The sequence below is a fragment of the Serratia sp. 2880STDY5682894 genome (assembly GCF_001537385.1).
Taxonomy (GTDB): domain Bacteria; phylum Pseudomonadota; class Gammaproteobacteria; order Enterobacterales; family Enterobacteriaceae; genus Serratia; species Serratia nevei.
On sequence record NZ_FCJA01000001.1, the window covers coordinates 938645 to 953303 of the forward strand.

Genomic DNA, 14659 nt, shown 5'->3' on the forward strand with positions numbered 1-14659 from the left:
GAATGTGGCCATTACGGCTTGATGCGTTTCGGCGCGGCAAATGAAGAAATCAGCACAGTGACAAAAGTCAGGCCTGACGCGTCACGGGCGCGCCCTTAACGAAAACCATAACAATAACTTATTTATCATAGCCTTAATTTCATGCTAAACCTCCCCGTGGCGAGAAGCGCCGCAGTTTTCAAGCAACCGCCACGCACCGCGCGGCAAAAGTATGCGGCAATCCGCATATTTGGCAGGCGGCCGGAAATAGCGCTTGATTCGTTAAAGAAAAGTTAATATTGATGCGAAGACATCAACCCGAGCCGCCTGTTTTTCCGGCTAACGACCGAAAAGGGACAGCTATGCGATTCACTTCAGACTATCAGCCTCCGGTTTCTCTCTCTCCGCCTTCGCTCGTGGGACTGCCGGAGCAAGAGGACGTTTTCGCCGTTGAACATCTGTCGCGCCTGTGCGACGGCCTGGCGCAGCAGCGCCCGAACAACCTGCGCGATCTGCTGAATACGCTGGCGCTGATCGCGCCGCTGCTGAACGCGATCCCTAACGTGGTGTTCTTTATCAAAGACGCCCAGGCCCGCTACCTGCTGGCCAACCTGACGCTGGCCAGGCGCTGCGGTTTCAAAACTGTTACGCCGTTGCTGGGCAAGACCTCCGCCGACGTTTTTCCCGCCCAGCTCGGATCCGGCTACACCGAGCAGGATCTGCGGGTATTGCGCCACGGCGTGCTGATCCAGGATCAGTTGGAAATGCACCTGTACAACGGCCGCGAAACCGGCTGGTGCCTGACGCAAAAGCTGGCGCTGTACGACGCGCAGGGAAAAATCATCGGTATGGCGGGTATTTCTCACGATCTGCAGGAGGCCAGGGCCCATCACCCGGCCTACCAACGGCTGGCGGCGATCGACGTGCACATCCGCCGCCACTACGCACGGCCGATCGCGCTTGAGGAGCTAACGGCGCTGACCGGCTTGTCGGTGGCGCAGATCGAACGCTACTGCAAACGTATCTTCCACCTCACCCCGCGCCAGATGATCCACAAAGTACGGTTAGAAAAGGCCACGGAACTGCTGGCCGGCGATCTGCCGATCACCGACATCGCGCTGCTGTGCGGCTACACCGATCACAGCGCCTTCAGCCGTCAATTCAAAGCGATGACCGGCTCTACGCCGCGCGATTTCCGCCTGACGCTTTCCGCTTAATGCGCTGATTTATCTGGTTAACCCCCCTCTTTTCACGGTGCACCGGCGCCCGGTTTTTTCACGCCCGCTATTCGGCGCCATTGTGCCAATTTCGTCGCGGCAATCGGCGAAAAGCGTCAAGCCTCTCCGCGCAATACCGGTCAATCTGTCGGTGAGCCTTACCAAAGATTCACTTTTCATTAACACTTTCGGACGACAGGACAAACACGATGAGCCATAAAGCCATAAGCTGGAGCGGCGTATTCCCGGCGGTGACGACCCAGTTCCGCAACGATTTCTCTCTGGACCTCGATGCCACTCATACGGTGATTAAAAACCTGGTGCGCGACGGCGTCTCCGGCCTGGTGGTGTGCGGCACCGTCGGTGAAAACACCTCGATGACGGCGCAAGAGAAGCTGGCGGTGATCGAAGTGGCAAGAGACGCCGCCGACGGTAAAGTTCCGGTGATCGCCGGCATCGCCGAGTTCACCACCGCCTTCGCGCAGAACATGGCGCGTGAAGCGCAAAAGGCCGGCGTCGACGGGATTATGGTGATGCCGGCGCTGGTCTACTCCGCCAAGCCGCACGAAACCGCCGCGCACTTCCGCAGCGTCGCCGGCGCGACCGATCTGCCGATCATGGTCTACAACAATCCTCCCATTTACAAAAATGACGTCACGCCCGACATCCTGACCTCGCTGGTCGACTGCGAAAATATCGTGTGCTTCAAAGACTCTTCGGGCGACACCCGCCGCTTTATCGATCTGCGCAACGAAGTCGGCGATCGCTTCGTGCTGTTTGCCGGGTTGGACGATGTGGTGTTGGAAAGCCTCGCCGTTGGTGCGCAAGGTTGGATCTCCGGCATGTCCAATGCCTTCCCGCGCGAAGGAGAAACGCTGTTCCGGCTGGCGAAGGAAAAACGCTATGAGGAAGCCTTGGCGCTGTACAGCTGGTTTATGCCACTGCTGCACCTCGATGCCCGCCCCGATCTGGTGCAGTGCATCAAACTCTGCGAACAGCGGGTCGGCCGCGGCAGCGCCGTCACTCGTCCGCCGCGCCTGCCGCTGCAGGGCGAGACGCTCACCGAGATCAACGCCGTGATCGAGAAAGCGCTGGCCACTCGCCCTGCGCTGCCGAACGTCGGCCTGTAACACCTTCATCGCCCGGCCATGCCGGGCGTCATGCTTTCTCTACCGGGGAGAACCGATGCCCAACGATCGCTATGCCGCCATCAGCGGCCAACAATTTATCGGCGGCCAGCGCTGCGCCGCAGGGGAAGCGACGCTGCTCAGCCTGCGCGCCGACGACGGTGAGCCGACCGGCTACCGCTTCCACCAGGCCACGGCGGCAGAAACCGCCGCCGCCGCAGAAGCTGCCGCCGCGGCCTTTGCACCCTATTCGCAGCTCAGCGCGGAACAACGCGCGAACTTTCTCGACGCCATTGCCGAGGAGTTAGACGCGTTGGATGAGGCTTTCTTCGCCTTCGCCATGCAGGAAACCGCCTTGCCGCCGGCGCGGTTGAGCGGCGAACGCGCCAGAACCAGCGGCCAGATGCGGCTGTTCGCTACGCTGCTGCGGCGCGGCGACGTCGAGGGCGTGCGCATCGACTGCGCGCTGCCGCAGCGCTCCCCCCTGCCGCGCCCCGATCTACGTCAATACCGCACGGCGCTCGGCCCGGTGGCGGTATTCGGTGCCAGCAACTTCCCGCTGGCGTTCTCCACCGCGGGTGGCGATACCGCCGCCGCGCTCGCCGCCGGCTGCCCGGTCGTGTTCAAGGCGCACAGCGGCCATATGATCACCGCCGAGCTGACCGCTCAGGCGATCGAGCGCGCCCGGAAACACACGGGGATGCCTGCCGGCGTCTTCAACATGATCTTCGGCAACCGCGTGGGAGCCGACCTGGTACAACATCCGGCGATTCAGGCCGTGGGATTCACCGGCTCACTGCAAGGCGGTCGAGCGCTCTTCGATCTGGCGACGCAACGCCCTCAACCCATCCCGGTCTTCGCCGAAATGTCGAGCATCAACCCGGTCGTGATCCTGCCACAGGCGCTGGCGCGGCGCGGGCAGCACATCGCGCAGGAACTGGTCTCTTCCTTTACGCTCGGTTGCGGTCAGTTCTGCACCAAGCCCGGCGTGATCGTCGCGCTGCGTGGCGCCGCCTTCGATCGGCTGGCCGAAACGATGAGCGCCTTGGTCAACGCCGCCGAGCCGCAACCGATGCTGAATACCGGCACGCTGGAGCACTACCGTCACGGGCTGGCGGCCCTCGATGCGCACCCGGGTATGCGCCGTCTGGCGGGCCGCGGCGAAATGCCCCCTCATCGGGCGACGGCACAGCTGTATCAAGCGGAGGAGGCGCTGCTGCTGCAGGCCGATCCGCTGCTGCAACAGGAGGTCTTCGGCCCGGCTAGCATCCTGGTCGCTGTAGATAGCGAAGCACAGCTGTACGCGGCGCTGGCGGCATTGCAAGGTCAGTTGACCGCCACGCTGCTGGCGGATGACGGCGATCTCGATATGGCCGCCGGGCTGACGACGCTGTTGGCACGCAAAGCCGGTCGGGTGCTGTTCAACGGGTATCCGACCGGGGTAGAAGTGTGCGACGCCATGGTGCACGGCGGCCCCTATCCGGCGACCAGCGACGCACGCGGCACCTCGGTAGGCACGTTGGCCATCGAACGTTTCCTGCGGCCGGTCTGTTTGCAAAACACGCCAGCGGCGCTGTTGCCGCCACCGCTGCAGGACGCCAATCCGCTCAACCTGCTGCGGCTGGTGAACGGCGTATTCACCCGAGATCCCCTGGTTTCACCTGCCAAAAATTAGCCCGGCCGCATCTGCCTGCCACTCAATAACAAAAGGGTAATACCATGACAACCCAAGGCAAATTCAAGAAGCAGCTTACGCTCACCGATCTGACGTTCATCGGTCTGGGCGCCATCTTCGGCTCCGGTTGGCTGTTCGCCGCCAGCCATGTCTCCTCCATCGCCGGCCCGGCCGGCATCTATTCCTGGCTGATCGGCGGCCTGGCGGTGCTGCTGCTCGGCATCGTCTACTGCGAACTGGGCGCCGCCCTGCCGCGCGCCGGCGGCATCATTCGCTATCCGGTGTTCTCGCACGGCGAGCTGATGGGTTATCTGCTGGGGTTTATCACGCTGATCGCCTTCTCCAGCCTGATCGCCATCGAAGTCGTCGCCGCCCGGCAATACGCCGCCGCCTGGTTCCCGTTCCTCAGCCAGCCGGGTTCCGGCGACCCTACGCCGATCGGCTGGCTGGTGCAGCTGGCGCTGCTGTGCTTTTTCTTCGCGCTCAACTACTACAGCGTCAAAACCTTCGCCAAATCCAATAACCTGATCAGCGTGCTGAAATTTCTGGTACCGCTGCTGGTGATCGTGGTGTTGTTCAGCTTTTTCAAACCGGAAAACCTGCACAGCCAGGGCTTTGCTCCCTTCGGTTCCGCCGGGGTTGAGGCCGCCATTTCCGCCGGCGGCATCATCTTCGCCTACCTCGGCCTGACGCCGATCATTTCGGTCGCCAGCGAGGTGCAAAGGCCGCAGCGCACCATTCCCATCGCGCTGATCCTGTCGGTGGTGCTGTCCACCATCATCTATGTGCTGCTGCAGATAGCGTTTCTCGGCAGTATCCCCAGCGAGATGCTGAGCGGCGGCTGGGCCGGTATCAGCCAACAGTTCTCCCTGCCGTTCCGCGATATCGCCATCACGCTGGGCATGGGATGGTTGGCATTTCTGGTGGTCAGCGACGCGATCGTTTCACCGAGCGGCACCGGCAATATCTATATGAACGCCACGCCTCGCGTAATCTACGGTTGGGCGCGCGCCGGCACCTTCTTCAAACTGTTCACCCGGGTAGATGGCGAGTCCGGCATTCCCCGCCCGGCGCTGTGGCTGACCTTCGCTCTCTCGGTATTCTGGACGCTGCCGTTCCCGTCGTGGGAAAAGCTGATCGGCGTGGTGTCCGCCGCGCTGATGCTGAGCTACGCCATCGCCCCGGTCACCGCCGCCGGGCTGCGGCGCAATGCACCCGATATGCCGCGTCCGTTCCGGGTGCGCGCTTTCTGCGTGCTCGGCCCGTTGTCGTTTATCATTTCGGCGTTGATCGTCTTCTGGTCCGGCTGGGATACCGTCTCCTGGCTGCTCGGTTTGCAGATCCTGATGTTCTTCATCTACATCCTGTTCAAAAATCAGGTGCCGACCCACGCCGTTAGCCTCCGGCAGCAAATTTGGTCCTCGCTGTGGCTGATCGTCTTCTATGCGCTGGTGATCGCACTCTCCTACCTCAGCAGCTTCGGCGGGATCAGCGCCATTGCCCACCCGTGGGACACCCTTACCATGGCGGTGATTGCGCTGGCGGTTTACTACTGGGGCGCCTATACCTGTTTACCCCAGGCCAATTTTATCGGCGATGAAGAAGAATGAACCCAGGGAGGACATCAAAATGACATCCATGCACGTTCTGTCGCTGGAACAGGCTTATCAACTGGCGTTGCGCGCACTGCGCAGCAACGGTTTCAATCAGGCGCATGCCGAGGCGGTAGCGCAAAATGTCACCCAGGGTGAACGCGACGGCTGCGCTTCGCACGGGTTGTACCGGCTCTTGGGCTGCGTGCGATCGCTGCAGGCAGGCAAGGTTTCTGCCGATGCGATACCCAGGCTGTTCGACCAGGCGCCGGCTATCTTGCGCGCCGATGCCGGCGGCGCGTTTTCTCTGCTGGCCTACCGCACCGCTCTGCCGGCCTTTATCGATAAGGTGCGCACCAACGGTATCGCCGCGTTGACGATCAACCGCTGCGTGCACTTCTCCGCGCTGTGGGCCGACATCGAACCGCTGACCGAGCAGGGGTTGGTGGCCTTGGCCTGCACGCCCAGCCACGCCTGGGTGACGCCGGCCGGCGGTTCGCGCCCGCTGTTCGGCACCAACCCCATTGCCTTCGGCTGGCCGCGCCCGGATCGGCCGCCGTTTTTGTTCGACATGGCCACCAGCGCGACGGCACGCGGCGAAATCGAATTGCATCGCCGCGCAGGCACCCCGCTGCCTGAAGGCTGGGGCATTGATAAGGCAGGCAATCCGTCCACCGATGCCGCCAGCGTGTTGGAGGGCGCAATGCTGACCTTCGGCGGACATAAGGGCTCGGCGCTGGCGGCGATGGTTGAATTGTTGGCCGGGCCGCTGATCGGCGATATGACCAGCAAGGAATCGCTGGCCTACGACGACGGCACCGGTTCGTCGCCTTACGGCGGTGAGCTGATCATCGCGTTGGATCCTGAACGTTTTCTCGGTGCGGATAAGGCGAAATATTTCGCCAGCGCAGAGGCGATGTTTGCTGATATGCAGGCGCAAGGCGCACGCATCCCCGGCGAACGCCGTTATCGGCAGCGGAGGCAGAGCGAACAAGACGGCGTGGAGATCCCCAGGGCGCTATATGACGAAATCGTGGCGCTGTGCGATTAGCGCCGGATTGATTCCCTCGCGCCGGCAATCCGGCGCGAGGTGAGTTTTACCCTGCCTGAGCCAGGTCGCTGTGCAGACGCTTGCGCCATACCGGTTTGGTATCCCAGCGGGCGAAGTGTTTCGCCTCTTTACCCGACTGCACCTGATGCCACATGTCTTCTTGCCACCGGATCGGTTCCTTTCCTCGCAACGTTGGGCGGGTCTGTTTAATCGTCCGTTGCAAAATGCCCGCTTCCTTAGCGGTAATGGGCGGCGCCTGTCTGGCGGCGTCCAGCGCCCGGCGGCCCAACGGCTCCATCACCCGGTACAACACGTTGACCTGCTGCTGCGTCGCCTGCTGGTTAGTGCTCATCCCCTTACCCGACCAACCGTCGAAATTTTCACCGGGATCGTCTCCCTGCGCACGATATTCATTACCCGGCCCCTCGACGATATTCCATCCTTGCCAGGTCACCAAAGTGTGTAATCCATCGCGATCCTGCAGGTTTTTATTCTTGATCTGTTTGAGCACCTCGGCGCGGTTTGGCACACCGATCAGGTTCATAAACTCGTCCAGCGCGTCCCAATGCTGCCCCGCGACCAGACCATTCCAGACATTACGCAAACAGTTCCAGGGAATGGTGTGATGCCAGGTCAGCGTGATAAGCGGTTTGGTTGACGCGTGTTGCCAACGGCTCGGTTCACTGCCCCGATCGCCTCTGATGATCCCATCGACTTCTAATGGCATGGCTGCCCCTCTTCTGGCTGAGATGAAGAATATGCGCAAGGCCGGTGGCCCGGTTGGCATAAAAACGTCAGCTAAAATCGTAGCAGCTCAGGCTGAGATGGCAATAAAACGCCAGGCACGCTCTGCAGCCGACCGGCAAACGCAGAACGCGCCCGAAAACGGTGGACTTAAAACGGATTATCTGACGACCATCACCGAAATATTGGCATGGCGAACGATAGCGGCAGCGTTAGACCCCAGCAGATAGGTTTTCACGCTCGGGCGGCGCGAACCGATGATGATCAGATCGGCGTCGATCTCTTCCGCCAGCTCCAGCGCCTGATCGCGCGCAGAGCCGAAGCTGACGGTGTAATTGAGGCGATCCAACGGCAGATCGATTTCCGACATGATTTTCTTCAGCTTCTCGACCGCCTTCACTTCCGCCTGATTCTCAAATTCCTTGAGGCCGAACGAATAGGCAGTCACAAAAGCCGAGGCATCCGGCAGCGCATGGAAGAAATGCACTTTAGCGCCAGACATCTTCGCCAAGTATTCCACATGCTTCAGTGCATGTTCGGTCAACAGGTCCTCTTCAATGTCGATCGGCACCAAAATAGTCTTGTACATATCACGTCCTTTCAATGTAAACCGGGTGCCTACAGAATACTGCCGCGCACGGGCGCGGTGAATCGCTTTATCACGCTTTTGTGATCGGAGGTAAATACTGATAAGGATAATTCTTAATTTAACAAAATATAAACATCACACCGATAACGGATAGGCACTTAATTATTTAGTACTCGAGATTAAATCAGCTGCAAATAAACCGCCTTGGCGGTAGCGGCGGTCTTATTGGCGACAGAAAGTTTTTTAATCGAGTTGCCGATATGGAAATTGACCGTGCGCTCGCTCAACCCCATCAACAGCGCGATCTCTTCCGCCGTTTTCCCTTCGCTGCACCAGCGTAAAATGTCTTTTTCACGCAGCGTCAGCACATCTTTTATCGCGTCGTCGTTCACCGAGATCAAGGCTTCACGCAGCGTTTTATGGGCGGTTTGCGCCAGCCAAAGGAAAAAAGTTTCATTTACTGCACGCGCTTGCGGCGCTTGCTCGGGTAGTGCTTTACCGGCAAACGTCAGGATCCCCAGCCGGCCATAGCAATCCTTAACCGACTGCGACCAACCTGCGCACAGGCCGAATTGCGCCATATGCCGCCAAAGCGTCGGCCGCTCGTGATAAAAGCTTTCGTCCCACTGGAACTGCAGCGTGGAATGGTGAGCGCGCTCAATAACCGGATCCTGCAAATACACCCGCTGCCGCCGATAATCCTCGAGATAGTTCGCTGAAAAATTCCCTTCGATCAGCATCTTGGGGCGGCTGGCCGGATAACAGGAAAACACGATGTAGGAGAAATAATCAAACCCCAGCGCCTCGGCGCAGGGCTCCAGCTGCGTCAGAAAGCATTCGCGATCGGCCAGGCTGCCAATCACCTCCGCCATGAGCCGTTGAGTGCGGGTATCCATAACGCAGGTTCTCCAGATAGCGATGCCGATTTATCGATAGGTCAGACTCACTATAGAATATCGTCGCCCGGCGCCAGTAGCCGTTTCATATAATAAAAAACACCAACGCTATAACGAAAACAGCTATTCCCTTTAAAATAAGCCTTTTATTGCACCGAATTGGAAAACTGCGCGAATAGCATAATCTCCTCGGCACGTAAACCTGTTATTCCTGTCATAGACAACGCCACCTATCCACCATTACTTTTCCTGTGAGCCTAAGTTTGATGAATAGACGCCGTCATGCAGAAAATAATGGTGGCGTGCCGCGATAAAAACGAACATGCCAGGAATACAGAATGAGATTAACGGGCTATAACGGTCAGCTTTCCCCGCTTTATCTGATGGCGACCGGCACGTTCGCCATTGGCACCGACGCCTTTATCGTCGCCGGCGTGCTCAGCGACATTTCCGATACCTTTGCCGTCAGCCCCGCGCAAGCGGGGCAGTTGATATCGGTATTCGCGCTGGCTTATATGTTGTTCGCGCCACTGACCGCCTGGCTGCTCGGCAACGTCAACCGCAAGCATATCCTGCAGTTGGCGCTGGTGCTGTTCATCGCCGGCAACCTGGCCTGCGCCTGGGCCACCAGCTACCTGCAGATCGCGTTCGGCAGAGTGCTGGCCGCATTGGGAGCGGCCTGTTACACGCCGCAGGCCGCCGCCGCCGCGGTGGGGCTGGTGGCGGAAAAACGCCGCGGTCTGGCCATTTCCATCGTCTATGGGGGCATGACGTTGGCTATTGCGCTCGGTATTCCATTCGGTACCTTTCTCGCCAAACTGCTCGGCTGGCGTGAAATATTCCTGTTCATCGCCCTGTTGGGGGCAATTGCGCTACTGGGCCTTTCGCTGGCGCTGCGCGCCATTGCGCCACCGGGCAAGCATTCGCTGAAAGAGCGGCTCACCCCGCTGCGGCAAAAGGCGGTGCTGACTACGCTGCTGATCACCTTTTTTGCCGTTTGCTCGGAACACATCGTCTACAGCTACGTCAGCGTCTTGCTGAAAAACACCCAGTTCGGCCCGCAGGCGATTCTTCCCCTCGCGCTGCTGCTGTTCGGCATTGGCGCGGTGATCGGCAATTTTGCCTCCGGTGCGTTAACCGATGCCCTCGGCAGCAAGTTTGTGCTGCTGTTTTCCGTGGCGCTCCAGACGCTGTCCCTGTTTCTGTTAGCCTTTTATGTCACCTCACCCTGGTGGGTGCTGGCCATCTTTCTGGTCTGGGGTATCACCGGCTGGATGTATCTGGTGCCGATCCAACATCACCTGTTGTCGCTGTCGAAACGCTTTGGCGCGCTGACCGTGTCGCTCAACAGCTCGGTGCTGTACGCCGGCATCGCGGCGGGCGGCATGCTGGGCGGCCTGACGCTCTACGCGCTGCCGGCCCATTACCTGCCGCTGTTTTCGCTGCCGCTCGGCGCCATCGCCCTGCTGCTGACGCTGATCTTTTTTCAGAGAAACACTCCCGACGAGTGAACGATGACCGACTTTCCTCACCTTTTTCCACAGCTCATTTTACGCAGCCCACCTCTCGGCGCTGGGCTACACTGCCGGTAGCCCTAATGCGCTGATAAGGAAAAACAATGCGCCCTTTGCCTCTGCAGACTCCCAGGCTGATCCTGCGCCCGTTCACGGCCGACGATCTGCCCCATTTTACCGCCTACCGCAGCCACCCCGACGTGGCGCGCTATCAAAGCTGGAGCGACTACAGCGCCGCCGATGCGCAGGCCTTTTTCGAACGGCAGCGGCGGCTCGAGTTCAACCGTGACGACAGCTGGTTTCAACTGGCGGTCGAGCGCCGCGAAGACGGCGCGTTGCTCGGCGATGTCGCAGTGCATTTCTTCGATGCGGGGCGCCAGGCTGAACTGGGCGTGACCTTCGCGCCTAGCCATCAGCGGCAAGGGATGGCGCACGAGGCGCTGAACGCCGTCATCACCCTGCTGTTCGGGCCGCTGGCGAAGCACCGCATTACCGCAGTGGTGGACGCGCGTAATCTTGGCGCCGCCGCGCTGTTCGGCAAGCTGGGTTTTCGGCGCGAGGCCCATTGGCGGCAAAACGTGTTTTTTAAAGGCGCGTGGGGCGACGAATTCGGTTTCGCTCTGCTGCAAAGTGAATGGCGGGAGAATGCAAAGCATGGCGCTGCTGAATAAATACCTTGGGCAATACCAGTTCTCGGAGCGGCATGCCATCACCATCGCCGCGCCGTCGGCCCGGATACTGGCGGCCGTGGCCGCTTACGATCCCAAGCACGATCGCTTTTTCCGCAGCATGATAGCGCTGCGCGAATTGCCCGCACGGCTGATGCCACGCGATAAACCCAGCCCACCGCCGTTTGGCCTGCATAACTTTTGCCTGCTTGAGCGGGATGAAACGGCGCTGGTCTATGGCCTGATCGGCCGCTTTTGGCAGGCCGAATACGGTCTGGAGGACGTCGCCGACGGGCCGGGGTTTCTGGCCTTCGCTCAGCCCGGCGTCGCCAAACTGGCGTTGGGTTACGTCGTGACCCCTTTGCCGAGCGGCCACTGCCGCCTGGTAACGGAAACGCGCATCTTCTGCCCCGACGACGCCAGCCGACGGCGGTTCACCCCCTACTGGTATACTATTCGCCTGGTCAGCGGGCTGATACGCCGCCGTATGTTGCGCGACATCAGGACCGCCAGCGAGGCCACCGCGCATAATCATTCATAGGATGAATACATTTAGGAGCATTCTCAGAGCATGCCTCAAGCAATAAGGTTATTTATTAACCATTACAAGATGCATTGAGAAGCCATTAGCCCCGCCCCCGGCGGGGTTTTTTTCATCTAGTCGCCGTTCAAACCGGGAAATACCTGCATAAACAGGAAGGTGCAAGGCTTGCGCTGATGCTGATTGATCTGCGGCACCAGCCGGGTGAAATGCTCGGTCTGGCAATGTACATCCAGGGCGGCGCGATCCGGCCAGCTTTCGATAAAAATAAAATGCCCGGGGTCCTGCTGGTCGATGCACAGCTCATAACTGATGCACAAAGGTTCCTGCCGGGTTTTCTCCACCAGCTCGCGATACCATGGCATAACGGTTTCAATGTGTTCCGGATGGATAAAATCTTCAGCGATGACCTTCAGCATGTTGCGCTCCTGCATTCTGTTTTGCCGTGCCTCACCTTATCGTCCTCACTCCCGAGATGAAAGCCCCCTACTCCAGGCCTATCGCCGGGTTGCCAATTCGGTGATAGCGCACACAGATCTCGATCAAAGCGCTTGAACCTACCCTGGCCCTGTGTGAACTTCCGGTTAACAAAAAAGCAACACACCATTCACCATGGTGATGTCTGCACCACCCTGCCGACCCGATACGCGGCGTTTTTTTCGCCCTTAAAGGCCTGACCATTAGTCCTTTAGACCTTTAAGGATCGCGAAGAAAAACCGGGGTTACCGTCGTGTTGAGGGCAACGGCATCAGGACGGTCCTGTGACCGACGCTTGTCATTCTCAGAAGAGAGGTTAACGCCAGTGAATCACACCACCTATGCCGCTCCTGCGCTCAACGTCGCCATTCGTAAAACCTGGCGCAGGCTGGTGCCATTGATGTTCGCCATGTACTTTATCGCCTTTATCGACAGGGTTAACGTCGGCTTTGCCAAGGACGCGATGGCCATCGATATCGCGCTGTCGCAATCCGCCTTCGCATTGGGTGCCGGGATATTTTTTGCCGCCTATGCGCTGTTCGGCATCCCGGCCAACCTGCTGATGAATCGCTGGGGCGCCAAACGCTGGCTCAGCGCCACCACTGCGCTGTGGGGGGCGCTGTCGGCCTGCACCGGGCTGGTGACCAACGAACAACAGTTTATCGTCCTGCGGTTTCTGCTGGGGATCGCCGAGGCCGGGTTTTACCCCGGCATCCTGCTGCTCGCGTCGATCTATTTTCCCAATAAGGTGCGCGCCTCTGTCATTGGCATTTTCGTGCTCGGCGTGCCGGCGGCCCTGACGCTCGGCTCCCCGCTGTCGGGGGCATTGCTGGAGATGCACGGCGTGCTGGGTAAGCCCGGCTGGTTCTGGATGTTCGTGCTGGAAGGGTTGCCGGCCGTCGCCCTCGGCGTCTTCGCCTTTTTCTATCTCGACGATAGCCCGCAGCAGGCCCGCTTTCTGACTGAGGAAGAACGCACGGCGCTGGTCGCACAGTTGGCCGCCGAACAGCAGCAGACCGAAGTCAGCAGCGTCAAAGCAGCGATGAGAAGCGGCAAAGTTTGGCATCTGGCGTTGATCTACGGCACCCTGCAGATCGGCGTGTACGGCCTGATGTTTTTCCTGCCTTCGCAGGTCGCCTCGCTGATGGGCACCCATCTCGGCTTCAAGGCCTCGCTGGTGGCCGCCATTCCCTGGGCGTTCTCTGCGCTGGGCGTCTATTTCCTGCCGCGCTTTGCCGACAGAAACACCGCCAGAAGACTACCGATCGCCGTCGCCTGCATGGTCGCGGCGGCGTTAGGGCTGGTGGTCTCTTCCTATGCCGGTCCTTTGCTCGCTATCGCCGCACTGAGCTGTTGTGCAGTCAGTTTCCTGGCGGTACAGCCAATTTTCTGGACGTTTCCCGCTCAGGTGCTCACCGGCCCGGCGCTGGCGGCCGGCATCGGCTTTTGCACCACGCTCGGCGCGGCGTTCAGCTTTTTAGCCCCGCTTATCCGCACCGAGGCGGAACAGCGTTTTCACAGCCCGCATGCCGGGCCGCTGGTGCTGGCCGCCTTTGCACTGCTGTGCGCCGCGCTGTTGTGGGCGCTCAAAAACCGGCGCGCCGACGTGAGCAAGCAAGACGCAAAGATTGCCGGATAGCGGCGCGTTATTTAGCCATTATTGAACCTGCGGATGGGACACTGGCATTCAGCCTCCTCGCCCACAGGTGTTAAATGGATGAATTGACGCACATTATCGCCAAATACAGCCCGGAGCCGGAGATGTTGCTGCTGCTGATTTTCCTGTTTGCGCTGGGTAAATCCGTGATCTTCGTTTCCTCCGTCCTGCCGCCCGCCTCGGTCACGCTGCTGATGGGCATCGTTGCGGGCAAGCACGCGCTGCCTGTCGGCACCGTTTGGGCGGCCATCACCCTCGGGGCCGCGCTGGGATCGATCTTGTCGTTCCACTGCGGCGCGCTGCTATGCCGCCGCGATCTTGGCAGCCGGCTACCGGCGCGTTTTCATGCGCCGCTGCACAAAGCCCAGCGCGCCCTGCAAAAGCGCGGGTTGCCATTGCTGTTCGCCTCGCGTTTTCTGGCGGTAATGCGCTATACCGTACCGCTGATGGCCGGCATGCTGAAGCTGCCGCTGGGGCGCGTCTATGCCACCGCCGCACTCTCGGCCGCCGCCTGGGCGCTGATCTTGATGTCGGCTGCGCATTTATTCCCCGCATCTTGACCTGAAAGATTCTTGGGCAAATGACCGCCCCATGCGCCGACGTTGCGCCAGCGCACAGCCTCTCTTGCCGTATAAACTGCCGTGCAACACCGCAGTTTGCGCCAGATCACCTTTCTGAACATCAGTCGAAAAATGCGAATTTTTTTGCAGAATGCGCGCTTAAAACGGCGCAATGCGGGAAGAAACGGAGAAAAGCCTGGGCGTAACACGCTGATTTGGTTGGTGGGTCGTACAGGGTTCGAACCTGTGACCCATTGATTAAGAGTCAACTGCTCTACCGACTGAGCTAACGACCCAACGAGATAAATTGTCCTCCTCGCCAATGCCGCTGTCAAACGCTTACACTCATTACTTTTTCTCATGCGAATTTTA

14 protein-coding genes and 1 tRNA gene are annotated in these 14659 nt (G+C 59.8%); 10 read left to right on the forward strand and 5 right to left on the reverse strand.

Annotated features, from left to right (window positions below):
• Nucleotides 1-341: 341 nt before the first annotated feature.
• The 5 genes from AWX27_RS04505 to AWX27_RS04525 all read left to right on the forward strand — a co-directional run bounded on the left by AWX27_RS04505 (nt 342) and on the right by AWX27_RS04525 (nt 6641).
• Nucleotides 342-1196, forward strand: coding sequence for an AraC family transcriptional regulator (locus tag AWX27_RS04505; protein ID WP_060419604.1), 855 nt, complete (start codon nt 342-344; stop codon nt 1194-1196).
• A 209-nt stretch (nt 1197-1405) separates the two neighbouring features.
• Nucleotides 1406-2326 carry a dihydrodipicolinate synthase family protein gene (locus tag AWX27_RS04510; protein ID WP_060419606.1) on the forward strand — a complete coding sequence of 307 codons (921 nt, stop codon included), beginning with the start codon at nt 1406-1408 and terminating at the stop codon, nt 2324-2326.
• Between the two features lie 55 nt (nt 2327-2381).
• Nucleotides 2382-3998: an aldehyde dehydrogenase (NADP(+)) gene (locus AWX27_RS04515; RefSeq protein ID WP_060419608.1), complete on the forward strand. Its 1617-nt coding sequence runs from the start codon at nt 2382-2384 to the stop codon at nt 3996-3998.
• 44 nt (nt 3999-4042) lie between these two features.
• Nucleotides 4043-5608 (forward strand): APC family permease, encoded by a 1566-nt coding sequence (locus tag AWX27_RS04520; protein ID WP_060419610.1) that lies wholly within the window; start codon nt 4043-4045, stop codon nt 5606-5608.
• Between the two features lie 19 nt (nt 5609-5627).
• On the forward strand, nt 5628-6641 hold the full coding sequence (locus tag AWX27_RS04525) for an Ldh family oxidoreductase (RefSeq protein WP_060419613.1): 1014 nt from the start codon (nt 5628-5630) through the stop codon (nt 6639-6641).
• A gap of 46 nt (nt 6642-6687) precedes the next feature.
• Here the strand turns inward: AWX27_RS04525 and AWX27_RS04530 are convergent, their stop codons facing one another.
• From AWX27_RS04530 to AWX27_RS04540, 3 genes are all read right to left on the reverse strand, one after another.
• Entirely contained in the window at nt 6688-7368 is a 681-nt protein-coding gene (locus AWX27_RS04530; protein WP_060419615.1) for a hypothetical protein, read from the reverse strand.
• 177 nt (nt 7369-7545) lie between these two features.
• A complete protein-coding gene (locus AWX27_RS04535; RefSeq protein ID WP_033642623.1) occupies nt 7546-7974 on the reverse strand; it encodes a universal stress protein in 429 nt (142 codons plus the stop codon).
• A 179-nt stretch (nt 7975-8153) separates the two neighbouring features.
• Entirely contained in the window at nt 8154-8870 is a 717-nt protein-coding gene (locus tag AWX27_RS04540) for an autoinducer binding domain-containing protein (protein ID WP_060419617.1), read from the reverse strand.
• A gap of 338 nt (nt 8871-9208) precedes the next feature.
• Here AWX27_RS04540 and AWX27_RS04545 point away from each other — a divergent pair, with 338 nt between their 5' ends.
• From AWX27_RS04545 to AWX27_RS04555, 3 genes are all read left to right on the forward strand, one after another.
• Nucleotides 9209-10381: an MFS transporter gene (locus AWX27_RS04545; RefSeq protein WP_060419619.1), complete on the forward strand. Its 1173-nt coding sequence runs from the start codon at nt 9209-9211 to the stop codon at nt 10379-10381.
• 107 nt (nt 10382-10488) lie between these two features.
• Entirely contained in the window at nt 10489-11055 is a 567-nt protein-coding gene (locus tag AWX27_RS04550) for a GNAT family N-acetyltransferase (RefSeq protein ID WP_060419621.1), read from the forward strand.
• On the forward strand, nt 11039-11593 hold the full coding sequence (locus AWX27_RS04555) for a hypothetical protein (protein ID WP_060419623.1): 555 nt from the start codon (nt 11039-11041) through the stop codon (nt 11591-11593). Before AWX27_RS04550 ends, AWX27_RS04555 begins: the two co-directional genes overlap by 17 nt.
• A 116-nt stretch (nt 11594-11709) precedes the next feature.
• Here the strand turns inward: AWX27_RS04555 and AWX27_RS04560 are convergent, their stop codons facing one another.
• Nucleotides 11710-12012 carry a putative quinol monooxygenase gene (locus tag AWX27_RS04560; RefSeq protein WP_047730753.1) on the reverse strand — a complete coding sequence of 101 codons (303 nt, stop codon included), beginning with the start codon at nt 12010-12012 and terminating at the stop codon, nt 11710-11712.
• A 383-nt stretch (nt 12013-12395) separates the two neighbouring features.
• On the opposite strand from AWX27_RS04560, the gene AWX27_RS04565 reads away from it, so the two are divergent.
• Together AWX27_RS04565 and AWX27_RS04570 are read left to right on the forward strand one after the other, a co-directional pair.
• Complete coding sequence (locus AWX27_RS04565; protein WP_060419624.1) at nt 12396-13709, forward strand: MFS transporter; 1314 nt, start codon at nt 12396-12398, stop codon at nt 13707-13709.
• 74 nt (nt 13710-13783) lie between these two features.
• Entirely contained in the window at nt 13784-14287 is a 504-nt protein-coding gene (locus AWX27_RS04570; RefSeq protein WP_060419625.1) for a DedA family protein, read from the forward strand.
• Between the two features lie 220 nt (nt 14288-14507).
• Here AWX27_RS04570 and AWX27_RS04575 read toward each other — a convergent pair.
• Nucleotides 14508-14583: transfer RNA gene (locus tag AWX27_RS04575), tRNA-Lys, on the reverse strand.
• Nucleotides 14584-14659: the final 76 nt, after the last annotated feature.

Excerpts from the sequence above, each read along its gene's own strand:
- AWX27_RS04505 (WP_060419604.1), top strand. The coding sequence starts at position 342 with ATGCGATTCACTTCAGACTATCAGCCTCCGGTTTCTCTCTCTCCGCCT.
- AWX27_RS04510 (WP_060419606.1), top strand. The coding sequence starts at position 1,406 with ATGAGCCATAAAGCCATAAGCTGGAGCGGCGTATTCCCGGCGGTGACG.
- AWX27_RS04515 (WP_060419608.1), top strand. The coding sequence starts at position 2,382 with ATGCCCAACGATCGCTATGCCGCCATCAGCGGCCAACAATTTATCGGC.
- AWX27_RS04520 (WP_060419610.1), top strand. The coding sequence starts at position 4,043 with ATGACAACCCAAGGCAAATTCAAGAAGCAGCTTACGCTCACCGATCTG.
- AWX27_RS04525 (WP_060419613.1), top strand. The coding sequence starts at position 5,628 with ATGACATCCATGCACGTTCTGTCGCTGGAACAGGCTTATCAACTGGCG.
- AWX27_RS04530 (WP_060419615.1), bottom strand. The coding sequence starts at position 7,368 with ATGCCATTAGAAGTCGATGGGATCATCAGAGGCGATCGGGGCAGTGAA.
- AWX27_RS04535 (WP_033642623.1), bottom strand. The coding sequence starts at position 7,974 with ATGTACAAGACTATTTTGGTGCCGATCGACATTGAAGAGGACCTGTTG.
- AWX27_RS04540 (WP_060419617.1), bottom strand. The coding sequence starts at position 8,870 with ATGGATACCCGCACTCAACGGCTCATGGCGGAGGTGATTGGCAGCCTG.
- AWX27_RS04545 (WP_060419619.1), top strand. The coding sequence starts at position 9,209 with ATGAGATTAACGGGCTATAACGGTCAGCTTTCCCCGCTTTATCTGATG.
- AWX27_RS04550 (WP_060419621.1), top strand. The coding sequence starts at position 10,489 with ATGCGCCCTTTGCCTCTGCAGACTCCCAGGCTGATCCTGCGCCCGTTC.
- AWX27_RS04555 (WP_060419623.1), top strand. The coding sequence starts at position 11,039 with ATGGCGCTGCTGAATAAATACCTTGGGCAATACCAGTTCTCGGAGCGG.
- AWX27_RS04560 (WP_047730753.1), bottom strand. The coding sequence starts at position 12,012 with ATGCTGAAGGTCATCGCTGAAGATTTTATCCATCCGGAACACATTGAA.
- AWX27_RS04570 (WP_060419625.1), top strand. The coding sequence starts at position 13,784 with ATGGATGAATTGACGCACATTATCGCCAAATACAGCCCGGAGCCGGAG.